The sequence below is a fragment of the Burkholderia stagnalis genome, from assembly GCF_902830275.1.
In the GTDB taxonomy this organism is placed as follows: domain Bacteria; phylum Pseudomonadota; class Gammaproteobacteria; order Burkholderiales; family Burkholderiaceae; genus Burkholderia; species Burkholderia stagnalis.
Window position 1 is genome coordinate 42,994 of sequence record NZ_CADESW010000015.1, and the last position, 25,910, is coordinate 68,903.

General features: G+C 69.0%; 21 protein-coding genes and 1 tRNA gene. 12 read left to right on the forward strand and 10 right to left on the reverse strand.

The window, feature by feature from the left end:
- Positions 1–58 precede the first annotated feature (58 nt).
- From HWY45_RS23950 to HWY45_RS23960, 3 genes are read right to left on the reverse strand one after another with little or no spacing between them, the layout of a single operon-like run.
- Positions 59–1,330: a hypothetical protein gene (locus HWY45_RS23950; RefSeq protein ID WP_059885118.1), complete on the reverse strand. Its 1,272-nt coding sequence runs from the start codon at positions 1,328–1,330 to the stop codon at positions 59–61.
- Positions 1,331–1,361: 31 nt separating this feature from the next.
- Positions 1,362–2,441, reverse strand: coding sequence for a serine/threonine-protein kinase (locus HWY45_RS23955; RefSeq protein WP_059809517.1), 1,080 nt, complete (start codon positions 2,439–2,441; stop codon positions 1,362–1,364).
- A 25-nt stretch (positions 2,442–2,466) separates the two neighbouring features.
- Positions 2,467–3,804 (reverse strand): hypothetical protein, encoded by a 1,338-nt coding sequence (locus HWY45_RS23960; RefSeq protein WP_150999170.1) that lies wholly within the window; start codon positions 3,802–3,804, stop codon positions 2,467–2,469.
- A 396-nt stretch (positions 3,805–4,200) separates the two neighbouring features.
- Here HWY45_RS23960 and HWY45_RS23965 point away from each other — a divergent pair, with 396 nt between their 5' ends.
- Complete coding sequence (locus tag HWY45_RS23965; protein WP_059885123.1) at positions 4,201–4,707, forward strand: helix-turn-helix transcriptional regulator; 507 nt, start codon at positions 4,201–4,203, stop codon at positions 4,705–4,707.
- A gap of 75 nt (positions 4,708–4,782) precedes the next feature.
- Here HWY45_RS23965 and HWY45_RS23970 read toward each other — a convergent pair.
- Positions 4,783–4,869: transfer RNA gene (locus tag HWY45_RS23970), tRNA-Leu, on the reverse strand.
- 224 nt (positions 4,870–5,093) lie between these two features.
- On the opposite strand from HWY45_RS23970, the gene hpnD reads away from it, so the two are divergent.
- Positions 5,094–5,927 carry a presqualene diphosphate synthase HpnD gene (gene hpnD, locus HWY45_RS23975; RefSeq protein WP_059809538.1) on the forward strand — a complete coding sequence of 278 codons (834 nt, stop codon included), beginning with the start codon at positions 5,094–5,096 and terminating at the stop codon, positions 5,925–5,927.
- Positions 5,928–5,934: 7 nt separating this feature from the next.
- On the opposite strand, the gene HWY45_RS23980 is transcribed toward hpnD, so the two are convergent.
- The 3 genes from HWY45_RS23980 to HWY45_RS23990 all read right to left on the reverse strand — a co-directional run bounded on the left by HWY45_RS23980 (position 5,935) and on the right by HWY45_RS23990 (position 9,076).
- The gene (locus tag HWY45_RS23980) at positions 5,935–7,149 is read right to left on the reverse strand and encodes a DUF1501 domain-containing protein (RefSeq protein WP_059885205.1); all 1,215 of its coding nucleotides are present in this window, start codon (positions 7,147–7,149) and stop codon (positions 5,935–5,937) included.
- Between the two features lie 61 nt (positions 7,150–7,210).
- Complete coding sequence (locus HWY45_RS23985) at positions 7,211–8,686, reverse strand: DUF1800 domain-containing protein (RefSeq protein ID WP_059885125.1); 1,476 nt, start codon at positions 8,684–8,686, stop codon at positions 7,211–7,213.
- 111 nt (positions 8,687–8,797) lie between these two features.
- Entirely contained in the window at positions 8,798–9,076 is a 279-nt protein-coding gene (locus tag HWY45_RS23990) for a hypothetical protein (protein ID WP_059565533.1), read from the reverse strand.
- A gap of 258 nt (positions 9,077–9,334) precedes the next feature.
- Here HWY45_RS23990 and ompR point away from each other — a divergent pair, with 258 nt between their 5' ends.
- From ompR to HWY45_RS24010, 4 genes are all read left to right on the forward strand, one after another.
- Entirely contained in the window at positions 9,335–10,069 is a 735-nt protein-coding gene (ompR, locus tag HWY45_RS23995) for an osmolarity response regulator transcription factor OmpR (protein WP_004192636.1), read from the forward strand.
- Positions 10,070–10,110: 41 nt separating this feature from the next.
- Complete coding sequence (locus HWY45_RS24000) at positions 10,111–11,469, forward strand: ATP-binding protein (RefSeq protein ID WP_059565535.1); 1,359 nt, start codon at positions 10,111–10,113, stop codon at positions 11,467–11,469.
- A gap of 190 nt (positions 11,470–11,659) precedes the next feature.
- The gene (locus tag HWY45_RS24005) at positions 11,660–12,208 is read left to right on the forward strand and encodes a peroxiredoxin (RefSeq protein ID WP_059565537.1); all 549 of its coding nucleotides are present in this window, start codon (positions 11,660–11,662) and stop codon (positions 12,206–12,208) included.
- Positions 12,209–12,284: 76 nt separating this feature from the next.
- Positions 12,285–12,812, forward strand: a complete 528-nt coding sequence (locus tag HWY45_RS24010; protein ID WP_006764102.1) for a carboxymuconolactone decarboxylase family protein — start codon at positions 12,285–12,287, stop codon at positions 12,810–12,812.
- Positions 12,813–12,932: 120 nt separating this feature from the next.
- Here the strand turns inward: HWY45_RS24010 and ispF are convergent, their stop codons facing one another.
- Positions 12,933–13,418, reverse strand: coding sequence for a 2-C-methyl-D-erythritol 2,4-cyclodiphosphate synthase (gene ispF, locus HWY45_RS24015; protein ID WP_059885127.1), 486 nt, complete (start codon positions 13,416–13,418; stop codon positions 12,933–12,935).
- A gap of 28 nt (positions 13,419–13,446) precedes the next feature.
- Positions 13,447–14,157, reverse strand: a complete 711-nt coding sequence (gene ispD / locus HWY45_RS24020) for a 2-C-methyl-D-erythritol 4-phosphate cytidylyltransferase (protein WP_059885129.1) — start codon at positions 14,155–14,157, stop codon at positions 13,447–13,449.
- Positions 14,158–14,264: 107 nt separating this feature from the next.
- Here ispD and mfd point away from each other — a divergent pair, with 107 nt between their 5' ends.
- The 4 genes from mfd (at position 14,265) to HWY45_RS24040 (ending at position 20,883) form a co-directional block, all read left to right on the forward strand.
- Entirely contained in the window at positions 14,265–17,741 is a 3,477-nt protein-coding gene (gene mfd / locus HWY45_RS24025; protein ID WP_059565542.1) for a transcription-repair coupling factor, read from the forward strand.
- 117 nt (positions 17,742–17,858) lie between these two features.
- Positions 17,859–19,079, forward strand: coding sequence for an acetylornithine deacetylase (argE, locus tag HWY45_RS24030; protein WP_059885130.1), 1,221 nt, complete (start codon positions 17,859–17,861; stop codon positions 19,077–19,079).
- 59 nt (positions 19,080–19,138) lie between these two features.
- Positions 19,139–20,155 carry a threonine/serine dehydratase family protein gene (locus tag HWY45_RS24035; protein WP_059809548.1) on the forward strand — a complete coding sequence of 339 codons (1,017 nt, stop codon included), beginning with the start codon at positions 19,139–19,141 and terminating at the stop codon, positions 20,153–20,155.
- Positions 20,156–20,448: 293 nt separating this feature from the next.
- A complete protein-coding gene (locus HWY45_RS24040) occupies positions 20,449–20,883 on the forward strand; it encodes a DUF3574 domain-containing protein (protein ID WP_059885133.1) in 435 nt (144 codons plus the stop codon).
- Between the two features lie 80 nt (positions 20,884–20,963).
- On the opposite strand, the gene HWY45_RS24045 is transcribed toward HWY45_RS24040, so the two are convergent.
- Positions 20,964–23,495, reverse strand: coding sequence for a penicillin-binding protein 1A (locus HWY45_RS24045; protein ID WP_059885207.1), 2,532 nt, complete (start codon positions 23,493–23,495; stop codon positions 20,964–20,966).
- Positions 23,496–23,959: 464 nt separating this feature from the next.
- Between HWY45_RS24045 and HWY45_RS24050 the strand changes: the two genes are divergently transcribed.
- A complete protein-coding gene (locus HWY45_RS24050; protein ID WP_059565549.1) occupies positions 23,960–24,640 on the forward strand; it encodes a PspA/IM30 family protein in 681 nt (226 codons plus the stop codon).
- 79 nt (positions 24,641–24,719) lie between these two features.
- Positions 24,720–25,889: a tetratricopeptide repeat protein gene (locus tag HWY45_RS24055; protein ID WP_059885135.1), complete on the forward strand. Its 1,170-nt coding sequence runs from the start codon at positions 24,720–24,722 to the stop codon at positions 25,887–25,889.
- The last annotated feature ends 21 nt before the right edge of the window (positions 25,890–25,910 follow it).

A 25,910-nucleotide genomic window follows, 5' to 3' on the forward strand; every position in this document is an offset into this window, starting at 1 on the left:
GGTACCTCGCTGGAAAGGGCTGGACGGGTGTGGGTTCGATAGCTCGGCTCGCGCGGCCTCACGCGGCGATCCGCAACCGCGGCGCGCCGCGCGGCGGCGACAGGTGCGCGGTAAGCGTCGCGGTCACGCATTGCGCGAGCCGCTGCGGCGCGATGCCGCCGCCCGCGAGTGCGTAATGCGCGGCGCTGACGAGATGCCGCGGCGCGAGATCCGGCGCGCGCCCGGCGGCGAGCCGGCGCGCGCCGTCGCGAATCGCCGCCTCGTCGTCGGGGTGAAACGGGATGATGTCGACGAGCGCGCGCTGCGCGAGGTTGCGGCGGGTCTGGAACGCGATCTCGTCCACCACCTCGGGAATCAGGCGCGGCGCGCTCGCCATCAGCGGCGCCGGGATGCGATGGCCGGCGCTCGCGCGGTACAGGCCCTGCCAGACGCGCAGCAGCCGCGTCGCGTCGGCGCCGAAGCCGAGACGGCGCAGCATTTCGGCGAGCAGGTAGACGCGCAGGTAGGCCGTCGGATGCGCGCCGCCGGGCCGGTAGGTCATGGTCCGCGGCTGCGGATGCGCAAGGAAGTCGGCCATCCCCCACGCAGCGGCCGGCCCGCCGAGCAGGATCGCCGCCAGGTCCGCGAAGATCTCCTTGTGCCAGCGGCCGTAGATGCCGGCCAGGAACGGATCGCGCGCGCTGCCCATGATTCGCCGCAGCACGGCCTGGCGGTTTTCCTGCCAGATGCCGAGATCGGCCTGCAGGTTGTGCGCGACCTCGTGGAGAAACACGGACTGCCACGGTTGGTCGCGGTCCCACGGAATGCGGATCAGCGGGAACGGATTTTGCTCGCCGAGCAGGCGCGACAGCTGCACGCCGCGGCGCATCGTTGCGGGCGAGTAGCCGTGCTCCATGTAGCACACCGGCTTCAGCAGCGGGCCGTCGAAGATGCGCGGCGCGGCCTGGCGGACCGCCTGGTAGCAATCGTCGGCGATCGCGTCGTGGGCCGCCAGCGCCGGGCCGTAGCTCGTGCCGCGCTGCGCGAAGACTTCGTAGAACATGCCGAACAGGCGCCGGGCCCGATCGAGCTCCCGCTCGACCAGCGCGATGTCGATCAGCACCCGCTGCGGCGCGCGCCGCTCCCACTGCCGCAAGCCGGCAAAGCGCGCGCGGATGCGCTGCTCGACCTGCGCGAGGCGCGCGTTCGCCGCGTCGAAATGACGGGCGGACGGCGCGTACGGCATGTCCTGCGGGCGCAGGCCGACGAATGCGTTGTCGATCCGCGCCAGCCGCGACAGCCGGGCCGACAGGCCGCCGATCTTCGCTTGCAGAAAGCGGTGCAGGTCCATGGCCGGCTCCGTGAGCTCCGGTGGCGGAAGGTTAGCGAACGCCGCGGATCGTGATGGTCACCGGGCCGCGCAGGCGCACGTGCCGCACGCCGCAATGCGGGCACGCGCCGGCGGCCGCACCCGGCAGACGCCGCCCGGCGGTGGCCGCCACGCGGCGCGCCACGGGCGCGATCGCGCGTGCGACCGTCCGCGCGCCCTGGCCGCGCGGCGTCGCGCGGCGCGCGGCCGGCACCAGCGGCCGCGCCAGCCGGCGGATCGCCTGCGGCCGGCGCGCGACCTGCTGCGCGACCCGCCGCACGATCTGCGCCGCCGCGCGCGGCGCCACGCGCTGGCGCTGCACGATGCGCCGCGTCGCACGTACCGCGCGGGCGACGGCGCGAGCGGCCGGCGGCCCCTGCCGCCGCGTTGCCGTGCGCACCGCCCGGGCGACGCCGTGCACCGCCGCGCGCCGGACCTGCGGCGCGCTGCGCGCCAGCGCCGGCACCGCGCGCCGCACCAGCATGCCGGCGAGCACCGGCGCCGCCGCGTCGATGCCATCCTCGTCGAGGCCGTCGACCATCTCGTCGAACACCTCGAACTCGTCGGCGCCGTCGGCCAGCAGGCGGCCGGCAACGTTGGCGATCCGGCCGATCAACTGCGCCTGCGGCAGCGGGATCATGTTCGCGACCGGCGCGATCGCACGCGCGGCCGTGCCGATGCCGCGCCCGACGGTGCGCGCGACGCGCGCGAGCCGCCGGAAGAACTCGTCGCCGTCGGCCGCGTCGAGCGCATCGGCGACGGCGTCCTCCATCGCGTCGAACTCGTCGGCGCCGTCCCACTCGTCGGCCGCGTCGAACTCGTCGCCTTCGTCGGCCTCGTCCGCGAATTCGAATCCGTCGCCTTCATCGTATTCGTCGAACCCGGCGCCGCCGCCGCCCGCGAGACCGGCGACCACGTTGCCGATGCCGCCGAGCACCCGGCCGAGGAACTCGTCATCGCCCTCGTCGCCGTAGTCGCCTTCGTCGAAGCCGTCTTCGTCGAACTCGTCGTAGGCTTGCGTCGAAGCGCCGGCCGGACCTTCCGCGGCTTCGTACATGAGGTCGTCCATCACATCCGTTTCGAATCGGTCCATGGTGTGCTCCTTTCAGCGCCAAGAGTCAGTGGGAGGTGATCGTCAGCGTGACCGGGCCGCCGAGATGAAACGTGCGGCTCCGGCCGACGCGGGCGCTCCGCGTGCCGCGCCCGATATCCGTGGGGCGCGCGAGCGGTCTCGGGGCGCGCGGCGGAACCGCGCGACGGATCAGGCGCGGATTCTGCGCAAGCCGCCGGGCGGCCTGCGGCAGCCCGCGGCGCACCAGCCGCACGGCCTGCGGGGCCGGCAACTGACGTTGCGCGATGGCCGCGGCGGAATGCGCGAGACGCGGCAACGCACGCATCGCGTGCGGCGCGCGCGATCGCGCCAGTTCGCGCGCCGCCGATGCGACACCCCGCACCAGCGCGCGGCGCGCGGCCGCCGACAGCTGCGCGGCATTGCGAAAGCCGAGCCCGCGCGCGGCCGCGCGAGCCGCGAGGCCGATGATCGGCGGCAAGGCTTCGTCGACGCCGTCTTCGAGATAGAGATCCGCGAGCGCATCGAACGCGTCGTCCGCGCCGTCGCCGCGGCTCAGCAACTGGCTGATCTGCCCGAACAGGCCCTGCGCGCCGCCCGCCATCTGGCCGAACGAGCCGGCCGCTTGCCGGGTCTGCCGTGCGGCGCGGCCGACGCGTTGCGCGACCTGCCCGACCCGGCCGAGCGTGTCGGCCGCGCCCGGCGCGCCGGCGACCCGCGCCAGGCGCGCAAGGGCCTCGGCCGCCGGCGAAACGGCGTTCGCGACGTCATTGATCCGGCCCGCGACGGCGCCCGTGCGCCGCGCGATCGCGCCGGCCTGCCCTGCCGCACCGGCGGCCCGGCCCATTCCGCGGCCGATCACGCCTGCCGCGCGACCGATGCCGCCCAGCAATCGTCCGACGAATTCATCGTCGTCTGCCGCGTCGAGGCCATCGGCCAGCTCTTCTTCGAATGCGTTCCAGAGCGCCATGTCGTCGACGTCGTCACCTTCGTCGAACGATGCCGCATCCGCGTCGTCCTCCAGCGCGTCGACGGCGAAGTCGTCGCCTTCGTCGAACTGCTCGTCGCCGAACGCATCGTCGGCGCTCTGTTCGTCGAAGTGCTCGAACGCGCCCGTCTCGTCGCTCAGGTCGGCTTCGTCCGCCACGTCGCCATCGAATGGTTCGTTCATTGCCTTTCTCCGCGATCGATCCGCAACAGCAGGAATGCCGGCATGCGCCGCCGGCGACGCACGGCCGACCGACAACGTTGACCCAACTCTAGTGGAACGGCCTCGTCTGCAAATCGCCCGATCGGGCCGATTCGATCGCGCTCGCCGCGTCGTGCTGCCCCGGGCGAACGCGCGTATTAAGGCGACAGCGAACAAGCGCGTGCGAACGCTCGCCATTCATCGGCTTAACCCATATGGGGTAGCGCGTTTGGGGCGCGTCGCCGAGCTTGAATTTCATCTGACCTTGTGCCACAAAAGAGAGGTCGCAGCCGCGACGGACGGATGCATCGCAGCAGGGAAACACGCCGCGCGTTAAAGGGTTCCATCGACGGGAGGTCGACGGGCAACGGCACGGCAACGAGCGGAGCGCTTGCGCTCGCGCATCGATCAGGATTACAAACTCAGGAGACTGTGCTGCGCCTCCCGCGTGGGAGTGTCCACAACGCAGATCAAGTAACGAGCGCAGCACTTCACGGGTTCCGCATGGCCATGCGGCGGGCCCGGCCAACCATGTTGGGGGACCCTTCCGTGCCGGTATCTCAACCCGATGACGAGCGGTTGCCTGACCCGAGCATGTTCTGGATCGATCGGTCGGCGGCCGACCCGCCGCGGCCGTTGCCGCGCCCGTTCATCGGCCGTGAGATCGGCGAGGTGGAACTCGCGGGACGCAAGTGCCGCGTGCTGCTCGCCGACGGCGCCGAGGCGTTCGATTGCGACCTCGACCCTGCGCATCGCGCGCGAACGGCTGGTGCCGACGATGAGATCGTGCGCTTCGAGTTCGAGGGGCACCGCTATGTGCTGGTTGCCGAGGCGCGTCGACGCCGCGAAGTCGCGCCGGTTGTCGACCCGGCAGCCGGCATCGATATCGGCAGGCTGCTGAGCAGCCGCGAGATGCAGGTGGTGCAGTTGGTGTGTATGGGTTTTCTGACCAAGCAGATCGCCGATCGGCTGCATATCAGCGAATTCACGGTGCGGTCGTATTTGAAAACGATCTACGCGAAGCTGGGGGTGCGATCGCGCGCCGCGCTGGTGTTCCGGTTCATGAAGACCTTCAATGCGGATGCGGGGACGCGGGAGTGAAAAATGAAAAAACCCGCGAAGCGAGGGGCTGTCGCGGGTTTTTTTACGTCTTCCGGGGGAAGCCGGAATGACAGATGGTGCGTGAGGCCGGACTCGAACCGGCACACCCTTGCGGGCGTCAGGACCTAAACCTGGTGCGTCTACCAATTTCGCCACTCACGCGAATGAAGTGCCACCGCCGCTGGCGCGGCGAAGATCCGACGTATCGCCGGCACAAAAACCGGCACGCCCGATCAGGCGAGCGCGAGATTCTACCCGATCCGCGCGACGTTGTCTGCCCTTGATCGGCGGCGTTCGCGCGCCGATGCTAGAATCCCGCGCTTGACGCGTCCGGCGGTGCGCCACCGCGCGCACCCCAATACCGCTCCCCCGACACGATTCCGCACGTGAATTTCGACGACTACTGTCAGCAGAAGGCCGCGCCCGCCGGCTCCAGCGTCTACTACGCGTTGCGGCAGGCGCCGTTTGCCGTCCAGCCGCGCCTCACCGCCCTCTTCGCGCTGCGCCGCGAACTCGAGGAAACCGTCAAGGAAACCAGCGACCCGACCGTCGGCCACACCAAGCTCGCGTGGTGGCACAAGGAGCTCGCGGCGCTGGCCGCCGGCACGCCGTCGCATCCGGTGACCAAGGCGCTCGCGCAGCACCATCCGGCGATCGCGGCCGAGCACGATGCGCTGCGCGCGCTCGTCAGCGGCTACGGGATGGATCTCGAACAGGCGCGCTACCTCGACTTCGCGAACCTGCGGCGCTACATCGCGCAGGTGGGCGGCGGCTTCGCGTCGCTCGTCGCGCGCGCAAGCGCCGCGCGCCCCGCCGAGCCGCAGCCGTGGGCCGACGAGGTCGGCCACGGGCTGATGCTCGCGCAATTCGTGCAGGAACTCGGCAACGATGCGCGGCACGGCCGCATCTATCTGCCGATCGACGAGCTGCAACGCTACAACGTGACGGCCGCGGACCTGCTGAACCGTCGCTACAGCCCGGCGTTCACCGAACTGCTGCAATTCCAGACCCAACGCGCCCGCGACGCGCTCGCCGCCGCAGACACGGCGATCCCCGCCGCCGAGCGCCGTGTGCAGCGCACGCTGCGCGCGCAGCTCGCGCTCGCCGGCGCACTGCTCGACGAGATCGAGCGCGACGGCTATCAGGTGCTGCACCAGCGCATCGCGCTGACACCGATCCGCAAGCTGTGGATCGCGTGGCGCGCCGCACGCAGGCGCTGAAGCGCCGTCACGCCCTTAACAGCGGCAGCGGCTCGAAGCGCTGCTGCAGCACGCGGGTCGCGTCGAGCCCCCACCACGGGCCGAGCACGGTCGCGTAGAGCTGGCGGAAATCGACCGCAACCGGCAGGTTGCCGTTGCCGTCGAGCTGCCCGAGCGCCGGCGGCGCACCGTACAGCCCGCCCGCCACGCGCCCGCCCATCACGAAATGCGGCGCGGCCGTGCCGTGGTCGGTGCCGTTGCTCTGGTTCTCGCGCACGCGCCGCCCGAATTCCGCATACGTCATCACGAGCGTCTCGTTCCAGCGCCCGAGCTCGATCAGCGCATCGCGCATCGCGCTCATCCCTTCCGCGAACTGCTTGAGCAGCGCGGCCTGCTGGCCCGGCTGGTTCTGGTGCGTGTCGAAGCCGTTGAGCGTGAGCCGCAGCACCGCGACCCCGTCCTGCGCCCCCGCGCCCGACGCCTCGCACGCGGCCAGCACCTGCATCGCGGTCTTCACCGAGGTGCCGAACGCGCCGGCCGGAAACGCGGTCTTGAACGCGCGCATGCCGCCACGCGGGCGCAGCCGGTCCGCGGCCTTCACGATGTCGTTCTCGACGTCGATGATGTGCGCGAGCGCCGGATTCTGCTCGCGCAGCGACGACGGTTCGGCGAGCCGCGCGGCGCGGATGAATTGCGCCGGATTCACGAGTGCGATCGCACGCGCGCCGTTGGCGAGCGGCCCCATCTCGGCGCTGCCGAGCACGACGCCGTCCGCCGCGAAGCCGGCGGGCACGGGCGCCTGCGCGAACGTGCGCGTGAGCCAGCCTTCGTGCAGGTATTGATCGGAGCGCGACGCGGTATCCCAGATCTCGATCGAGCGGAAGTGCGACAGGTTCGGCTGCGGATAGCCGACGCCCTGCACGATCGCGACCTGCCGGTCGCGCCACAACGGCAGCAGCGGCGCGAGCGAAGGATGCAGCCCGGTGCGCTCGTCGAGCTGCAGCACCTGGTCGCGCTTGATGCCGATGCCGCGCCGGAACTGATAGTACAGCGGATCCGCATACGGCACGACGGTATTGAGGCCGTCGTTGCCGCCCTTCAGCTCGACCAGGATCAGCACGTTCGCATAGCCTGCCGCCTGCTTCTGCGCGGCCAGCGTCGCCGCGAGCGCGCCCGGCTGCCAGAGCGACACGCCCGCGGTCGCGGCGGCGCCGGTGAGCGCGAGGAAATCACGTCGGTTCATCGTGCGTCCTTTGCCGGCCGCGTCGCATGCGTGCATGCCGCGCCGGCGTCTCGGTTCGAGTTCATTTCAATTGATAGGCCGGATCCATCAGCAGCGCCTCGAGATATGCGCTGCCGGTCGACCCGGTGTCGATCGCCGCGACGGGCGGCACCGGCAGCACCGCGTGCTGCAGCTGAAGCTCGGTGGATAGCCCCGCGGCCGCCTGCGGCCGCACGCGGTATTGCGCGAGCCAGCGTTCGAGATCGAAGCGCAGGCCGCCGCGCCCGGGTTTCGGCGGCGCGCCGCGCGGCATGCCGACGTTCATCGTCGCCATCTCGCGGGCGCTTCCGTTGACTGCCGCAGGCCGCATGCCGGCCGTCTCGGTCGCGCGAAACAGCTGCTCGACGAACTGCTTGCGCGCAAGCAGCGTCGTGCTGTTGATCCACGCCGCGCCGCCCGGCCAACCTTTCACGTTCGGCGGATAGAACAGGTTCTGCCCGAGCGTGCGCACGGTGTTCGCGAGCATCTGCGGGTCGCCGTAGCCGACGTCGAACAGCCGCACCGTCCCGACCACGAACTCCGCCGGCGACTTGACCAGCACGCCGCGATTGCGCGGATCCCAGAACGCGTCGGTCGACCACAGCGCGCCGAGCGCCGCGCGAATCTCGTAGCCGCTCGCGCGAAAGCGTTCGGCGACCGTCTCCAGCTCGCCCGCGTCCGGCGTATCGGACACGAACTCGCGCCACAGCCTGGCCGCGATGAAACGCGCGGCCTGCGGTTGCTTCAGCAGGATGTCGAGGAAGCCGTCGCCGTCGAAGGCGCCGGTCTCGCCGAGAATCGTCTTGTCACCGGCATCGTGCCACTCCGGCCGCGCCACGAAGCGCAATGTGTCGGGATCGATCGTCCAGCCCGTCATCGCACGCGCGGCCTCGGTCACGTCGCGCTGCGTGTAATGTCCTTCGCCGAGCGTGAACAGCTCCATCACCTCGCGCGCGAAGTTCTCGTTCGGACGCCCCTTGCGATTGCTCGCGCCGTCGAGGTACTGAAGCATCGCCGGATCCTTCGCGACCGCGTGCAGCAGCGTGCCGAAATTGCCGAGCGCCTCGCGGCGCAGCAGCGCGTTCTGCGCGGCCATCGTCTGCGGAAACGGCACCTTGTCCTGCCCCGACGTGAAGTGCCCGTGCCAGAACAGCGTCATGCGCTCGGTCAGCGGCGACGGCGTCGCGACCATCTCGTTGATCCACGCCGCGCGCAATCCGTCGTAACGCTGGTTGCGCAGCCGCTGCGCGTCGCGCCGCTGGTCCGGCGCCTGCGCCTGGCGTTCGGCGCGCGTCGGCGGCAGTTCGCCGAGCCAGTCGGGCCACGTCGTAATGGGCTCGTGCCGCACGTTGCCGAGCACCTCGGCAACCGCCTGCGCGCGCGTCATGCCGACGAGGCGCGCGACGTCGGCGGGCGCCGGCGTGAAACCGGTGCGGCTCAGGAAGAACTGCGCGTCGTCGGCCTCGAGAGGCGTCTGCATCGCAGGCGGCAGCGACGGTGCGGTGTTCGCTCGACTCATGGTCTTGGGCTCCCGGAATGCGCGGTGCGCGCATGTGCCCATTCAACGGCATCCGGCGAACGAAAGTTGACTGGAAAATTGCTACGGAATCTTTCCGTACGGTGTGCGGGATCAGCGCTTGTACAGCTCGCGGACGGCGTCCTCGATGTGCTGGCGCAGCAGGTGGCGCTCCTCGGGCGTCATGTGCCCGTCGCGGCGGCGCTGTTCGAGATCGGGAGGCACGGCGGAGCGGGCGACGGTATCGGCGCGATCGTCCTGCTGCGGCGCCTTGCCGCGCGGCAGCTTGCGCGACGACGCCCCCTGCTCGGGGCGCTGCGCATATGCGAAGTTCGACGCATACGGACCGGCAAGCGCGATCGTCAGCATCAGTGCAATCCGGGCAGATCGCATGACCGTCCTCGCTTCTTTGGTCGATTTGTTCCCTTCGTCACGCGGCAACCGGCTACCTCTGGTACTTGAAAAACCCTGCGGAAATCGGGTGTGCAAACCATGAAAGATTAAGTGCAGGGAGTATCCACCGAATTTCGGCTAAGAGTAAAGGAATCTCTATAGCCTGCCTTTACTCCGTACCACACCACGGGTAAATTTTGTAACTGACTGTAACGTGCCAAAATACCCGGCCGTGCGCCATTTCCCATTCGCGATAAGATGCCGCTCATGGAAACGAAAAACCCCTCCAAGATTCTCGTCGTCGACGACGACCCGCGCCTGCGCGATCTGCTGCGCCGCTACCTCGGCGAGCAGGGCTTCAACGTGTACGTCGCGGAGAACGCGACCGCGATGAACAAGCTCTGGGTGCGCGAGCGCTTCGACCTGCTCGTGCTCGACCTGATGCTGCCCGGCGAGGATGGCCTGTCGATCTGCCGCCGCCTGCGCGGCAGCAACGATCGCACGCCGATCATCATGCTGACGGCCAAGGGCGAGGATGTCGACCGCATCGTCGGCCTCGAGATGGGCGCCGACGACTACCTGCCGAAGCCGTTCAACCCGCGCGAGCTGGTTGCACGCATCCACGCGGTGCTGCGCCGCCAGGCGCCGGCCGAGCTGCCGGGCGCGCCGTCGGAAACGACGGAGGTGTTCGAATTCGGCGAATTCTCGCTGAACCTCGCAACGCGCACGCTGACGAAGTCCGGCCAGGAGATTCCGCTGACCACCGGCGAATTCTCGGTGCTGAAGGTATTCGCGCGTCACCCGCGCCAGCCGCTGTCGCGCGAAAAGCTGATGGAACTCGCGCGCGGCCGTGAATACGAAGTGTTCGACCGCAGCCTCGACGTGCAGATCTCGCGCCTGCGCAAGCTGATCGAACCGGATCCGGGCAGCCCGCGCTTCATCCAGACCGTCTGGGGCCTCGGCTACGTGTTCATCCCGGACGGCGCCGCCTGACCTCCCCTCCTTCCGGTTTCGCCCGCCCCACGGCCCGTCCCATGCGTATCGACCGGCGCCTTGTGCAGCTCGCCTTCGGCGGGCTGTTCTGGCGCACCTTCCTGCTGATCGCGCTGCTGATCTCGTTCAGTCTCGCCGCGTGGTTCCAGAGCTTTCGTGTGATCGAACGCGAGCCGCGCGCGCAGCGCGTCGCGCTGCAGCTCGTCGCGATCGTGAAGCTCACGCGCACCGCGCTGCTCTATTCCGATCCCGACCTGCGCCGCGCGCTGCTGCAGGATCTCGAGAGCAACGAAGGCGTGCGCGTGTATCCGCGCGAAAAGACCGACAAGTTCAAGCTGCAGCCCGACGAATCGCTGAACCGGCTGATCGAGCACGACATTCGCAGCCGCCTCGGCGACGACACCGTGATCGCGCAGTCGGTCAACGACATTCCCGGCGTGTGGATCAGCTTCAAGATCGACGACGACGACTACTGGGTCGCGCTCGACCGCGACCAGCTCGACACCGTCACGGGCCTGCAATGGGCGGGCTGGGGCCTGTTCGCGCTCGCGCTGTCGCTGTTCGGCTCCGCGTTCATCACGAGCCTCGTGAACCGGCCGTTCACGCGGCTCGCGCTCGCCGCGCGCCAGGTCGGTTCGGGCCAGGCGCCCGAGCCGCTGCCCGAGCGCGGCATGGGCGTGGCCGCGGACACCAACCGCAGCTTCAACCAGATGGTGCGCGACCTCGAGCAGCTCGAGGCCGACCGTGCGCTGATGCTCGCGGGCATCTCGCACGACCTGCGCACGCCGCTCGCGCGGCTGCGCCTCGAAACCGAGATGAGCCCGTCCGACCAGGCGACCAAGGATGCGATGGTCGACGACATCGAGCAGATGGACCGCATCATCGCCGCGTTCATCGACTACGCGCGCCCGACCCAGCGCAAGCCCGAGCCGGTCGACCTGTCGACGATCGTGCAGGAAGTCGCCGCGCGCATCGCGGGCGAGGACGGCGTGCAGATCCAGACGCGGCTCGCGCCCACCGCCGTCATCGAGGCCGACGAAACCGACATGCGCCGGGTGATCGGCAACCTCGTCGAGAACGCGCGCAAGTACGGGCAGAGCCGGCAGGACGGCGTCGCGCGCATCGTGCTCGAGACGCGCGTGTCGCACACGCGCGTCGAGCTGTCGGTCAGCGACGAAGGCCCCGGTATCCCGGAAGACCAGCTGCCGCTCGTGATGCGGCCGTTCTACCGCGTCGATACCGCCCGCACCAAGGCGGACGGCACGGGCCTCGGGATGGCGATCGTGCAGCGCCTCGTCGGCCGCTATCGCGGCGCGTTGCGCCTGCGCAACCGCAGCCCGGAACCCGGGCTCGAAGTCACGCTCGAATTCCCCGGCGGCAAGGCGCGTGCGACGGCATGACGCGCCCGCATGCGTCGCATGCGCCCCACACTATCGAGGCGGTAGAAAAAATCTATGGCACTCGTTAGTCAAAATCTATTGAAGCACTTAATCAATAGTGTTATAGTCCGACCCATGCTGTCACATCACCGTTGCAGCACCGAGGTAGCTTGACTCAAGTCTTCTTCCCAACTCATACAGGAGTAACCGCATGAAAACCGTTGGCGATAAACTCGAAGCTTTCACCGTCGTGGCCGCGAAGCCGGGCTTCAACAACCACGAGGAAAACGGTCAGTCGGCATTCGAGACCGTCACCGAGGCGTCGTTCCCGGGCAAGTGGAAGATCATCTACTTCTACCCGAAGGACTTCACGTTCGTCTGCCCGACGGAAATCGTCGAGTTCGCGAAGCTGACGAAGCAGTTCGAAGAGCGCGATGCCGTCCTGCTGGGCGGCAGCTCGGACAACGAGTTCGTCAAGCTCGCATGGCGCCGTGAGCACAAGGACCTCGACAAGCTGAACCACTACTCGTTCGGCGACGTCAAGGGCGAGCTGATCGACCAGCTCGGCGTGCGCGACAAGGAAGCCGGCGTGGCCCTGCGCGCAACGTTCATCGTCGATCCGGACAACACGATCCAGCACGTTTCGGTGAACAACCTGAACGTCGGCCGCAGCCCGGCAGAAGTCCTGCGTATTCTGGACGGCCTGCAAACGGACGAACTGTGCCCGTGCAACCGTGCAGTCGGCGGCGCAACGCTGTAAGCGCATCGATGCACGAAGCCCGCAGCGCACTTGCTGCCTGCGGGCTTTTTTAACGGCCAACCCATAGGAGATATCAATGGAATTCATCGATTCGATTAAGGCACGTATCCCCGACTACGCGAAGGACATTCGCCTGAACCTCGACGGCACGATCTCGCGCTCGTCGCTCGAAGGCAACGACGCGGTCGGCGTCGCGCTCGCGGCGGCAGTGGCAGCGAAGAGCACGGTGCTCGTGAAGACGATCCGCGAGGCCGGTGTGCTGTCGCCCGAAGAGACGAACGCCGCGCTGACGGCGGCCGCGCTGATGGGGATGAACAACACCTGGTATCCGTATGTCGAGATGGCCGACGACGCCGACCTGAAGACGCAGCGCGCCGAGCTGCGGATGGGGGCATACGCGTCGCACGGCGGCGTCGACAAGCGCCGCTTCGAGATGTACGCGCTCGCCGCGTCGATCGTCGGCAAGTGCCACTTCTGCGTGAAGTCGCACTATGCGCTGCTGAAGAACGAGCAAGGCATGACCGTCACGCAGCTGCGCGACGTCGGCCGCATCGCGTCGGTGATCAACGCCGCCGCACAGGTGATCGCCGCCGAAGGCGAATAAGCGGCTGCCGGCCCTCGATCCGGCCACCCGCCCAAGAAAAATGCCACGCAACCGCGTGGCATTTTTTCGTTTCGGCGGGGCGCGCCACTTGCCGCGAACGCGCCCCGCGACGGCGCGGCGTCAGCCGGCCTGCTTCACCAGCAGCGCGGCAGCCTGCGCCTCGATGCCTTCGCCGCGGCCGAGGTAGCCGAGCTTCTCGTTGGTCTTCGCCTTCACGTTCACGCGGTCGAGCGGCAGGCCGAGATCCTCGGCAATGTGCGCGCGCATGCCTTCGATGTGCGGCGCGAGCTTCGGCGCCTGTGCGATCACGGTGCTGTCGACGTTCTGGATCACGAAGCCCGCGGCCTTCACGCGCGCCGCGCATTCGCGCAGCAGCACGCGGCTGTCCGCGCCCTTGAAGGCGGCGTCGGTGTCGGAGAAATGGCGGCCGATGTCGCCGAGCGCCGCCGCGCCGAACAGCGCGTCGGTGACCGCGTGCAGCAGCACGTCCGCGTCCGAGTGGCCGAGCAGGCCGCGCTCGTACGGAATCGTCACGCCGCCGATGATGAGGGGTCGCCCGGGGACGAGCTGGTGCACGTCGTAGCCTTGTCCGATTCTGAAGTCCATGCGTGTTCCGATTGAGATTGAGTGGGGGTCAGTTGGATTGGGGCGCGCGCGCGAGGATCGCCTCCGCGAGCGCGAAATCTTCCGGGTACGTGACCTTGAAGTTGCGCAGGCTGCCCTGCACGACGCGCGGCGTGTGGCCGGCCCATTCGATCGCGCTCGCCTCGTCGGTCAGGTCGTGCCCTTCCCGCTGCGCGCTCAGGATCGCGTCGCGCAGCATGCCGATGCGGAACATCTGCGGCGTCTGCGCCTGCCACAGCGCGTCGCGCGACTCCGTGCGCGCGATCGCGTCGCCGCCGGCCGGCACGCGCTTCAGCGTATCCGCGACCGGCAGCGCAACGATGCCGCCCACCGGGTCGTCCTTCAGCGCCGCGACCAGCGTGCGGATCAGCTCCGGCGTGATGCCCGGGCGCGCGGCGTCGTGCACGAGCACCCAGTCCTGGTCGGTCGCGCCGAATTCGGTCAGCGCCAGCAGGCCGTTGAGCACCGACGCCTGGCGCGACGCGCCGCCGCAGCGGCGCACCGCGAAGCGCAGGCCGGCGAAGCGGCGGGCGTCGAAATGGGTGTCGTCCGGCGCGAGGACGACGAGCGTCTGCGCGAATTCGCTGCACGCGTCGAACGCGGCGAGCGTGTAATGCAGGAGCGCGCGCCCGGCGAGCGTGCGGTATTGCTTCGGCACGGCCGAGCCGGAACGGCTGCCCGTGCCGGCGCAGGGAATCAGGGCGAAGAGTCGGGGAGTCACGAAATGAAACGCCGGAAAGGTGAAATCGAGAAGCGGATTTTATAATAGGTCTTTCGATCCGACCGGCGCACCGCGATGCGCCTGCGCACGCCACTCCTGCCGTCCCTATGCCAGACAACGCTTCCAACCCGCCCGCCTCGCCCGTCGCGCGCGTCAAGCCCGGCCAGCGCTTCGCCTTCGACGGCGCGCACGGCTGCGCCGATGCGCTCGCCATCGCCCGCTACCTTGCCGACAACCGCCACGACGTGCCGCTGCTCGCGGTGATCTGCGCGAACGCAGTCGACGCGCAGCGCCTCGCGCAGGAAATCGGCTATTTCTCCCCCGACGCGCGCGTGCGCCTGCTGCCGGACTGGGAAACGCTGCCGTACGACACGTTCTCGCCGCACCAGGACCTGGTGTCCGAGCGTCTCGCGACGCTGCACGACCTCGGCGAGGGCCGCTGCGACATCCTGCTCGTGCCCGCGACCACCGCGCTGTACCGGATGCCGCCTGCGTCCTTCATGGCCGCCTACACGTTCGCGTTCGCGCAGGGCGAGCGGCTCGACGAGGCGAAGCTGAAGGCGCAGCTGACGCTCGCCGGCTACGAGCACGTGAGCCAGGTCGTGCGGCCCGGCGAATACTGCGTGCGCGGCTCGCTGATCGACCTGTTCCCGATGGGCTCGCCGCTGCCGTACCGGATCGACCTGTTCGACGATCAGGTCGACTCGATCCGCGCGTTCGACCCGGACACGCAGCGCAGCCTGTACCCGGTGCGCGACGTGCGCCTGCTGCCGGGCCGCGAATTCCCGTTCGACGAGGCCGCGCGCACCGCGTTCCGCAGCCGCTGGCGCGAGACCTTCGAGGGCGACCCGAGCCGCGCGCCGATCTACAAGGACATCGGCAACGGCGTGCCGTCGGCCGGCATCGAGTATTACCTGCCGCTGTTCTTCGACGAGACGGCCACGCTGTTCCACTATCTGCCGCAGGATGCGCACCTCGTGTTCGCGGGCGACCTCGACACGTCGATCCGCCGCTTCACCGCCGACACGAAGCAGCGCCACGCGTTCCTGTCGCACGACCGCGAACGGCCGATCCTCGAGCCGCAGCGGCTGTTCCTGTCCGACGAGGATTTCTTCGCGTTCGCGAAGCCGTTCGCGCGCGTCGTGCTGCCCGCGCAGCCGGCGGGCGGCTGGGCGACCGGCCTGCCCGAACTCACCGTCGACCGCCACGCCGACGATCCGCTCGCCGCGCTGCGCACGTTCGTCGAGACGTCGGGCAAGCGCGTGCTGCTGACCGTCGAATCGGCGGGCCGCCGCGAGACGATCCTGCAACTGCTCGCCGAGCATCACCTGCGGCCCGCATCGAACGATCACTTCGCCGGCTGGCTCGCGAGCGACGAGCGCTTCGCGCTCGGCGTCGCGCCGCTGTCCAGCGGCTTCGCGGTGCCCGGCGAAGGCTACGCGATCGTCACCGAGACCGAACTGTACGGCGCGCTCGGCCGCCGCGCGGGGCGCCGCCGCCAGGAACAGGCGAGCAACGTCGACGCGATGGTGCGCGACCTGTCGGAGCTGAAGGTCGGCGATCCGGTGGTGCACGCGCAGCACGGCATCGGCCGCTACATGGGCCTCGTGTCGATGGACCTCGGCGAAGGCGAGACGGAATTCCTGCATCTCGAATACGCGGGCGAGAGCAAGCTCTACGTGCCGGTCGCGCAGCTGCACGTGATCTCGCGCTACAGCGGCGCCGATCCGGACAGCGCGCCGCTGCATGCGCTCGGCTCGGGCCAGTGGGAGCGCGCGAAACGCAAGGCCGCGCAGCAGATTCGCGACACGGCCGCCGAGCTGCTGAACCTGTACGCGCGCCGCGCGGCCCGCGAGGGCCACGCGTTCGCGCTCGAGCCGCGCGACTACGTGAAGTTCGCGGAAAGCTTCGGCTTCGAGGAAACGCCCGACCAGGCCGCCGCGATCGCGGCCGTGATCGGCGACATGACGAGCGGCAAGCCGATGGACCGCCTCGTGTGCGGCGACGTCGGTTTCGGCAAGACCGAGGTCGCGCTGCGCGCGGCCTTCATCGCGGTGATGGGCGGCAAGCAGGTCGCGCTGCTGTCGCCGACCACGCTGCTCGCCGAGCAGCACACGCAGACCTTCGCGGACCGCTTCGCCGACTGGCCGGTGCGGATCGTCGAGCTGTCGCGCTTCAAGACGGCCAAGGAAGTGAACGCGGCGATCGCGCAGATCAACGAAGGCAGCGTCGACATCGTGATCGGCACGCACAAGCTGCTGTCGTCGGACGTGCAGTTCAAGCGGCTCGGCCTCGTGATCATCGACGAGGAGCACCGCTTCGGCGTGCGCCAGAAGGAAGCGCTGAAGGCGCTGCGCGCGGAGGTCGACGTGCTGACGCTGACCGCGACGCCGATCCCCCGCACGCTCGGGATGGCGCTCGAGGGCCTGCGCGACTTCTCGGTGATCGCGACCGCGCCGCAGAAGCGGCTCGCGATCAAGACCTTCGTGCGCCGCGAGGAGGAAAGCGTGATTCGCGAGGCGATGCTGCGCGAGCTGAAGCGCGGCGGCCAGGTGTACTTCCTGCACAACGAGGTCGAGACGATCGAGAACCGCAAGGCGATGCTCGAGGAACTGGTGCCCGAGGCGCGCATCGCAATCGCGCACGGCCAGATGCACGAGCGCGAGCTCGAGCGCGTGATGCGCGATTTCGTCGCGCAGCGCGCGAACGTGCTGCTGTGCACGACGATCATCGAGACCGGCATCGACGTGCCGAGCGCGAACACGATCATCATGCATCGCTCCGACAAGTTCGGCCTTGCGCAGCTCCACCAGCTGCGCGGCCGCGTCGGCCGTTCGCACCACCAGGCTTACGCGTACCTGCTCGTGCACGATCCGCAGGCGCTGACCAAGCAGGCGCAGCGCCGGCTCGAAGCGATCCAGCAGATGGAGGAACTCGGCTCGGGCTTCTATCTCGCGATGCACGACCTCGAGATCCGCGGCACCGGCGAGGTGCTCGGCGACAAGCAGTCGGGCGAGATCCACGAGATCGGCTTCCAGCTCTATACGGACATGCTGAACGACGCGGTGAAGGCGCTGAAGAACGGCAAGGAGCCCGACCTCACCGCCCCGCTCGCCGCGACGACCGAAATCAACCTGCATGCGCCCGCGATCCTGCCGGCCGACTACTGCGCGGACGTGCAGGAACGGCTGTCGCTGTACAAGCGGCTCGCGAACTGCGAACACGGCGATGCGATCGACGGTATCCAGGAGGAACTGATCGACCGCTTCGGCAAGATGCCGCCGCAGGCGCACGCGCTGGTCGAGACGCACCGCCTGCGCCTCGCCGCGAAACCGCTCGGCATCGTGAAGATCGATGCGAGCGAGGTTGCCATCGGGCTGCAGTTCGAGCCGAACCCGCCGATCGATCCGATGCGGATCATCGAGATGGTGCAGAAGCATCGCCACATCAAGCTCGCCGGGCAGGACCGCCTGCGCATCGAGACGCGCTCGCCGGATCTCGCGATCCGCGTGTCGACGATCAAGGAGACGCTGCGCGCGCTCGGCCACTCGCCGCGGCAAGGCGCGGCTGCGGCGTCGCGTTGACGGAACCGGCGCTGCTGCGCAGGGCACGGCAGCGATGCTGCACCGCATCGCGCCCCGCGAAGGCGGGCCGGGGCGTTTTTGAGTATGATTTTCCCATTCATCAGACGGAGTTGAGCCATGTCCACTCTCGACGCGACGGCGCTCGCCGCCGCCGACCAAGGCGACGCAGCGCTGGTCAGCCTGCCCTGGATCCAGCAGCTGGTGTCGATGGACACGACGAGCCGCGTGCCGAACCTCGGCCTGATCGAAACCGTGCGTGACGCGCTCGCCGCGCAAGGCATCGCGTCCGTGATCACGCACGACCCGCGCGACGGCTGGGCGAACCTGTTCGCCACCGTGCCCGCGCACGACGGCTCGACCGACGGCGGCATCGTGCTGTCCGGGCACACCGACGTCGTGCCCGTCGACGGCCAGCAGTGGGACAGCGATCCGTTCCGGCCGGAGATTCGCGACGGCCGCCTGTACGGCCGCGGCACCTGCGACATGAAGGGCTTCATCGGCGCGGCGCTCGCGCTGTTGCCCGAGATGCAGGCCGCGAAGCTCGCGAAGCCGATCCATTTCGCGCTGTCCTACGACGAGGAAATCGGCTGCGCGGGCGCGCCGCTGATGATCGCCGACCTCGTCGCGCGCGGCGTGAAGCCGTCCGGCTGCATCGTCGGCGAACCCACCAGCATGCGGCCGATCATCGCGCACAAGGGCATCAACGCGTACCGCTGCTGCGTGCGCGGCCATGCGGCGCACTCGTCGCTGACGCCGAAGGGGCTGAACGCGATCGAATACGCGGCGCGCCTGATCTGCCACATCCGCGACATTGCCGACCGGTTCCGCGCGGAAGGCCCGTTCGACGCGCTCTACGACGTGCCGTTCACGACCGCGCAGACGAGCACGATCCAGGGCGGCAACGCGATCAACACGGTGCCGGCCGAGTGCCGTTTCGATTTCGAGTTCCGCAACCTGCCGACGCTCGACCCGGAGCAGATCTTCGCGCGCATCGAGGCGTATGCGCACGACACGCTGCTGCCGCAGATGCGCCGCGAGCATCCGAACGCCGCGATCGAGTTCTCGAAGATCGCCGCGGCGCCCGGCCTCGACGCCACCGAGCAGGCAGCCATTACGCAGCTCGTGCGGGCGCTGACGGCCGACCAGGACAGGCGCAAGGTCGCGTACGGCACCGAGGCCGGCCTGTTCGAACGGGCGGGCATTCCGAGCGTCGTGTGCGGGCCCGGCAACATCGAGCAGGCGCACAAGCCGAACGAATACGTCGAACTCGCGCAACTGGCCGCCTGCGAGCAGTTCCTGCGCAAGTTCATCCGCAGCATGTCGGTCGACGCGCACTGACGGTTGCCCGCCACGCCGGCCCGCGCGTGCGGGCCGGGACACTCCCCACACGCCAGGCCATGTCGACTACCCAACCGGGCACCGCCCACACGATCGACGGCGAGCCGATTCCGACGCTCGACGAAATCGCCGCGCAGCACTTCGCGCTGTCGCCGTGGGTCGCGCGCACGCCGGTGTTCGAGCGCGGCGACCTGCCGTCGCTCGAAGGCACGCACGTGAACTTCAAGTTCGAGCTGCTGCAGGCGAGTGGCAGCTTCAAGGCGCGCGGCGCGTTCACGCACCTGCTCGCGCTCGACGAAGCGCGCAAGAGCGCCGGCGTCACCTGCGTGTCGGCCGGCAATCACGCGGCGGCGGTCGCGTATGCGGCGATGCGGCTCGGCAGCAGCGCGAAGGTCGTGATGTTCCACACCGCGAGCCCGTCGCGCATCGCGCAGTGCAAGCAGTACCGCGCGGAAGTCGTGCTGGCCGCGAGCGCGTCGCAGGCGTTCGACCTCGTGCGCCGCATCGAGGCCGAGGAAGGCCGCTTCTTCATCCATCCGTTCAACGGCTATCACACGATCCTCGGCACCGCGACGCTCGGCTACGAATGGGCGACGCAGACGCCCGACCTCGACGCGGTGATCGTGCCGATCGGCGGCGGCGGGCTCGCGGCCGGCGTGTCGACCGCGCTGCGGCTCGCGAACCCGCGCGTGCACGTGTACGGCGTCGAGCCGGAAGGCTCGGACGCGATGAGCCGCAGCTTCGCGGCCAACCACACGGTCAAGATGGCCGCGATGCACACGATCGCGGACTCGCTGATGGCGCCGCACACCGAGGAATACAGCTACCAGCTGTGCCGGCGCCACATCGACAGCATCGTCACCGTGTCCGACGACGCGCTGCGCGCCGCGATGCTGTTCCTGTTCTCGCACCTGAAGATCGCCGTCGAGCCGGCGTGCGCCGCGGCGATGGCCGCCCTGCTCGGCCCGCTGCGCGAAACGCTGCAGGGCAAGCGGGTCGGCGTGCTGCTGTCGGGCACCAACACCGATCCGGTCACGCTCGGCATGCACCTCGCGCACGCGAAGCTGCTGCGCTGAGCGGCACGGGCGCCCGCGCGGCGGTTATCCCCAGATCGTGTTGAAGAGCCTGTGGACAAGCTTCTGAAAGGCTTCCTAAGCTGTTGATGCACCGGCGATTTCGGCCGGCGCTGCAAAACGCGTCGCGGGCCGGCGCGTCGCGGCGCGATCGGGGCGGCGCATGGTTATGCACAGATTGTGTTGACAGCCTTGTTGATAACCGGCCGGAGAACCGCGCAAGTCATTGAGCGCGCAACGTTTTATGAGGTTGCCGCACCATGCATCCAACGCGTGCACCCAACGGAGGAATCGCCATGCGCGCCCTGTCGACCAGTCTCGTGTTCGCCATCGCCCTGCTCTCCGGCTGCGCGGCCACGCAGTTGCCGGCCGCGGCCGACCCGGCGTCTTGCGCGCAGGCCGGCGGCAGCCGTCAATTGCAGGCCGACCTGCTGTTCGGTCGCGACATCGCAGGGCGCGGCCCCGTCACCGATGCCGAACGCGCGGCCTTCCTCGCCGACGTCGTCACGCCCCGCTTCCCCGACGGCTTCACGTTCTGGGATACCCACGGCCAATGGCGCGACCGCACGACCGGCCGCATCACGCGGGAAGACAGCTTCGTCATCCGTATCATTGCCGGCGACACGCGCGATACGCTCGAGCGCCTGACGGCCATCCGTCGCGCGTATGCGGAACGGTTCAGGCAGGAATCGGTCGGCGTGACGCTCGCGCCGGTCTGCGCGTCGTTCTGACGGCGTGCGGCGCAGCCACGCGCGCGGGCAAAAAAAACGGGCGCCCGCAGGCGCCCGTCGATTGGCGAACCCCAGCCGCGTTACGGCTTGTTGCTCTCGAACATGTCCATGATCTGCTGCTTCTCCTGCGAGCTCACCGGCGGCGGCGTCAGGCCCGCCGCGCCGGCCGAGCCGAGCGCGTCGTTCGCGCTGATCGCGTTGGCCGCCGGGTTGATGTCGACGCTCGCGACGAAGCCGGCACCCGGCGTGCGATCCGCGTAGTACAGCTCGCCGTCGAGCGTCGTCAGCCCGTCGGGCATCGGCATCGGCTGCTCGGGCACGCCGTTCAGCGCGGCGCGCATGTAGTTCACCCAGATCGGCAGCGCGAGCTGCGCGCCGAACTCGCGGCTGCCGAGGCTCTTCGGCTGGTCGAAGCCCATCCACGCGACCGCGACGAGCGACTGCTGGTAGCCGGCGAACCAGCCGTCCTTCGCATCGTTCGTCGTCCCCGTCTTGCCCTGCAGGTCGCCGCGGCCGAGCACGTTGGAACCCGCACCCGTGCCGGCCGTCGCGACCGTGTGCAGCAGGCTGTTCATCACGTACGCGTTGCGGCCTTCGATCGTGCGCGGCGCGGTATTGCCCGCGATCACCGGCTGCGCCTTCTGCAGCGCCTGGCCGCGTGCGTCGTCGACCTCGGCGATCAGGTACGGATCGACCTTGTAGCCGCCGTTCGCGAACACCGCATAGCCGGTCGCGAGCTGCAGCGGCGTGACGAGCCCCGCGCCGAGCGCCATCGGCAGGTACGGCGGCGTCTTCGCCGGATCGAAGCCGAAGCGCTGCGTCACGTACTCCTGCGCATACTGCGTGCCGATCGATGCAAGGATGCGGATCGACACGAGGTTCTTCGAACGCTGCAGGCCGGTGCGCATCGACATCGGGCCGTCGGGCTGGTCGTCGTCCTTCGGTTCCCACGCGGTACCGCCCGGCACGCTCGGCGGGAAATACAGCGGCGCGTCGTTGATGATCGTCGCCGGCCCGAGGCCCTTGTCGAGCGAGGCCGAATAGATGAACGGCTTGAACGACGAGCCCGGCTGGCGCCACGCCTGCGTCACGTGGTTGAACTTGCTCTTGTTGAAGTCGAAGCCGCCGACGAGCGAGCGGATCGCGCCGTCCTGCGGCGCGATCGCGACGAGCGCGCCTTCGACCTGCGGCAGCTGCACGACCTGCCAGCCGCTTTTCGCGTCCTTCAGCACGCGCACGATCGAACCGGGCTTGATCTTCAGCGTGTTGTTCGCGCGCGGCCCCAGCGCGGCCGCGACGAAGCGCAGCCCGCCAGCGCCGATGGTCGTCTTCGCGCCGCCGACGAACTGCACCTCGACCGCGTTCGGCGCGGCCGACAGCACCACCGCCGACTGCAGGTCGCCGTTGTCCGGGTGATCGGCGAGCGCGTCGTCGATCGCCTCGTCGCGATCGTCGCCGGTCGCCGGCAGCGTGATGAAGCCTTCCGGCCCGCGATAGCCGTGACGGCGCTCGTAGTCGAGAATGCCGCGCCGCACCGCCTGGTACGCCGCTTCCTGGTCGGCCGCGTTGATCGTCGTCGTGACCGTCAGGCCGCGCGTGTACGTCTCGTCCTTGTACTGCGCGTACATCATCTGCCGCACCATCTCGGCGACGTACTCGCCGTGCACCGCGTACTGGTTGCCCGGCGTGCGCACGTGGATCTCTTCCTTCAGCGCCTGCTCGTATTGCGGCTGCGTGATGTAGCCGACCTCGTACATCCGCTTCAGGATGTATTCCTGGCGCACCTTCGCGCGCTTCGGATTGACAACCGGGTTGTACGCGGACGGCGCTTTCGGCAGCCCGGCCAGCATTGCGGCCTCCGCGACCGTGATGTCCTTCAGGTCCTTGCCGAAGTACACGCGCGCCGCCGCGGCAAAGCCGTACGAGCGCTGGCCGAGGTAGATCTGGTTCATGTACAGCTCGAGGATCTGGTCCTTCGTCAGCGCCTTCTCGATCTTGTACGCGAGCAGCATTTCGTAGATCTTGCGCGTGTAGGTCTTCTCGCTCGACAGGAAGAAGTTGCGCGCGACCTGCATCGTGATCGTGCTCGCGCCCTGGCGCGCGCCGCCGTGCATCAGGTCGGCGACGCCCGCGCGCAGGATGCCGAGGAAGTCCACGCCGCCGTGCTCGTAGAAGCGGTAGTCCTCGATCGCGAGCACCGCCTTCTTCATCACGTCGGGAATGTCCTGGAAGCGCACGAGGCTGCGGCGCTCCTCGCCGAACTCGCCGATCAGCACGTGATCGGCCGTCATCACGCGCAGCGGCACTTTCGGCTGGTAGTTGGTCAGCGCGTCGAGCGACGGCAGCTGCGGGGCCATCACGACGAGCGCGTAGCCGACGATCAGCGCGCCGACGATGGCCAGCGTGATGAACAGGCCGACGAACCACAGCGCGACGCGCGAGCCGAACGAACGGCGGCGACGGCCCCCGCTGTCGCCATCGCCATTGCGTGGCGCGCGGTGCGCATCGCGGTCGTCGTCATCGGTGTAATAGGCTCCGGCAGGCGAACGGCGCAGCGTGTAGTGGGGTTCGTTCCTGGCCGAAGAAGAAGGCGGTCGTTTGATAATTGGCATGTCGGAATGGCGGGCGCGCATGGCGCCCTCGGACGCATGCGGTATGCAAGCGGATGAATCGAGAGAGAGAGTGCATCGTGACAATCGTCACGTCGACAGACCCCGCCGCGCGGCGATCCGTTCCCGCGACGTGACAGCGCATTTTAATGAAATCAATCGATTAGCTTCGCGATTTTTTGTAAAAATTCCCGCATAACCCCGTTTTCAGCGCGTTTTTGCCTGGCCGCGCGGCCTATCATGGACACGGAACGCGTTGTAGATGCCGGCCGAGCTTTCAATTCGGAAAGCTTGGCCGGCATGTCGCGCGGTGTGGCGCCCGCCTGGTCGCGCGGCTTGAACTCGCGCGTTTAAGCCGTATTTAAGTGTGCAGGTGGTCTAATGTCTGCCGGCACGGGCGGGCCGCAACCGGCACCGTCGCGGGCCACGCCGCAGCGATGCGGCGCCTTTCACACTCGGAGGATTTCATGTCGCTTTTCGACTCTGTTTCGCGCACGATCAAGGGCCTGTTGAACGATGCGGCCGACTCGGTGCAGGACCCGTCGCGCGACGCACGCCAGATCGTGCGGGAGCTCGACGACAGCATCGGCCGCGCCGAGAATTCGCTGATCGAGATCGAGGCGCAGGTCGCGACCCAGCGCAGCAAGCGCGATGCAGCCGACGACAAGGCGAAGAAGTACGAAGATGGCGCGAAGCGCGCGCTGCAGGCGGGCGACGAGTCGCTCGCGCGCGAGGCGCTCGGCGCGCAGGCGAACGCCGAGGCGGAGCGCGACGCGCTCGCGAAGGAACTCGCGACGCTCGAGCCGTCGGTCGACAAGCTCAAGGGGCAGATCGCCGACATGCGCCAGCGCCGCAACGACCTGAACGCGCGCTCGAACATCCTGCAGGCGAAACAGGAAATCGCGCAGGCGAAGGACGTCGCGGCCACCGCGCTCGGCGGCATCGGCGGCAAGAACCTGTCGGAGGATTTCCAGAAGCTCGAGGACAAGGTCGCGCTGGAGAACGCGCGTTCCGACGCACGCCTCAATTCGGCCGACACGTCGAGCGGCAAGGCGCTCGACGACAAGCTCGCCGCGCTGAACAAGGGCCCGTCGGTCGAGGATCGCCTCGCCGCCCTGAAGAAGCAGCTCGACACGCCCGCGCAGTAACCGGCTGCGCGCCGCCCGCCGGATTCCGGCACGGCGCGCATCGATCGCAAGGAGACGGGCGCCCGCGCCCGGTTCGATCATGAAGAAACCCCTCGCCGCTTTCGGCTTCGCGCTGCTGATGCTGTCGTCCGCCGCGTTTGCGGTGCCCTCGCTGCAGCAGGTCGAGCAGTCGATCGCGCAGCGCGACTGGCAGCGCGCCGATACGCAGCTGTCGCAAGTCATCGACGCGCATCCGAACAACGCGCACGCGCGCTATCTCTATGCGCAGGTGCTCGACCGCGAAGGCCGCGCGTCGGACGCGCTCGCGCAGCTGCAGCGCGCGAAGACGCTCGATCCGCAACTGCGCTTCGCCGACCCTGCCCGCTTCGCGCAGACGGAAGCGCGCATCCGCGCCGACGCGGGGCGCGTCGCCGGCACGCTGCAGTCGTCGCTCGCGCCCGCCGTGCCGCCCGCCGAAAAACACGGGCCGTCCACCGGCATGTGGATCGGCCTCGGCCTGATCGTCGCGGTGATCGCGCTGGTGCTGCGCTGGACGCTGCGGCGCGCGCGCTCGACCGACGATCGCCGCGCCGACGACGAGCGCCGCGCGCAGTTGAAGCGCGCGACCGACGTGCTCAACGACATCCGGCCGCTGAAGCTCGACGCGCGGCTGTCGACGGCGCCCGGCGCGGCCGCGCTGACGAGCGAGCTGGAGGGCATCGAGACCGACGCGCGCGAGCTCGTCGAAGCGCTGTCGAACGGCAGGAATCCGGTGCCGCCGTACCGCGTCGACGAACTCGAGCAGCGCCACGCGAGCGTGAAGGCGCGCGTCGAGGGCCGGCCCGATCCGGCCACGCAGGCTGCCCCGCCGCCGGCCGCCGGCAGCGGTTCGGTGTTCGCGCAGGAAGCGGACCGCGTGACCGGCGCGCAGGGCCAGCCGTATCCCTCACAATATCCGCAGCAATATCCGCCGCAGCCGCAGTATCCGCAGCAACAGCAACCGCCCGTCGTGATCCAGCAAGGTGGCGGCTTCGGCGGCGGGATGGGCGGGCTGCTGACCGGCGTGCTGCTCGGCCAGGCGATGTCGGGCGGCCGTGACCGCGTGGTCGAACGCGACGTGATCGTTGACGACGAGCGCCGCCGGCACGATGCCGACCCCGGCTTCGACCTCGGCCGCGGCGACAATACGAACTGGGACAACGGCAACGGTGGCGGCAGCGACGGCGGCGTCGATCTCGGCAGCAACGACGACGGCTGGACCGACACCTGATCGCCGCGCGTCGGGAGCAGC

Bases quoted from the DNA above. Each gene is read 5' to 3' on its own strand.
- HWY45_RS24045 (WP_059885207.1), bottom strand. From the start codon at position 23,495: ATGCCAATTATCAAACGACCGCCTTCTTCTTCGGCCAGGAACGAACCC.
- HWY45_RS23985 (WP_059885125.1), bottom strand. From the start codon at position 8,686: ATGAGTCGAGCGAACACCGCACCGTCGCTGCCGCCTGCGATGCAGACG.
- HWY45_RS23960 (WP_150999170.1), bottom strand. From the start codon at position 3,804: ATGGCGAGCGTTCGCACGCGCTTGTTCGCTGTCGCCTTAATACGCGCG.
- HWY45_RS23950 (WP_059885118.1), bottom strand. From the start codon at position 1,330: ATGGACCTGCACCGCTTTCTGCAAGCGAAGATCGGCGGCCTGTCGGCC.
- HWY45_RS23955 (WP_059809517.1), bottom strand. From the start codon at position 2,441: ATGGACCGATTCGAAACGGATGTGATGGACGACCTCATGTACGAAGCC.
- mfd (WP_059565542.1), top strand. From the start codon at position 14,265: ATGCCAGACAACGCTTCCAACCCGCCCGCCTCGCCCGTCGCGCGCGTC.
- HWY45_RS24055 (WP_059885135.1), top strand. From the start codon at position 24,720: ATGAAGAAACCCCTCGCCGCTTTCGGCTTCGCGCTGCTGATGCTGTCG.
- ompR (WP_004192636.1), top strand. From the start codon at position 9,335: ATGCCGCTCATGGAAACGAAAAACCCCTCCAAGATTCTCGTCGTCGAC.
- HWY45_RS24005 (WP_059565537.1), top strand. From the start codon at position 11,660: ATGAAAACCGTTGGCGATAAACTCGAAGCTTTCACCGTCGTGGCCGCG.
- HWY45_RS23990 (WP_059565533.1), bottom strand. From the start codon at position 9,076: ATGCGATCTGCCCGGATTGCACTGATGCTGACGATCGCGCTTGCCGGT.
- argE (WP_059885130.1), top strand. From the start codon at position 17,859: ATGTCCACTCTCGACGCGACGGCGCTCGCCGCCGCCGACCAAGGCGAC.
- HWY45_RS24000 (WP_059565535.1), top strand. From the start codon at position 10,111: ATGCGTATCGACCGGCGCCTTGTGCAGCTCGCCTTCGGCGGGCTGTTC.
- HWY45_RS24050 (WP_059565549.1), top strand. From the start codon at position 23,960: ATGTCGCTTTTCGACTCTGTTTCGCGCACGATCAAGGGCCTGTTGAAC.
- HWY45_RS23965 (WP_059885123.1), top strand. From the start codon at position 4,201: ATGTTCTGGATCGATCGGTCGGCGGCCGACCCGCCGCGGCCGTTGCCG.
- HWY45_RS24010 (WP_006764102.1), top strand. From the start codon at position 12,285: ATGGAATTCATCGATTCGATTAAGGCACGTATCCCCGACTACGCGAAG.
- HWY45_RS24035 (WP_059809548.1), top strand. From the start codon at position 19,139: ATGTCGACTACCCAACCGGGCACCGCCCACACGATCGACGGCGAGCCG.
- HWY45_RS24040 (WP_059885133.1), top strand. From the start codon at position 20,449: ATGCGCGCCCTGTCGACCAGTCTCGTGTTCGCCATCGCCCTGCTCTCC.
- ispF (WP_059885127.1), bottom strand. From the start codon at position 13,418: ATGGACTTCAGAATCGGACAAGGCTACGACGTGCACCAGCTCGTCCCC.
- HWY45_RS23980 (WP_059885205.1), bottom strand. From the start codon at position 7,149: ATGAACCGACGTGATTTCCTCGCGCTCACCGGCGCCGCCGCGACCGCG.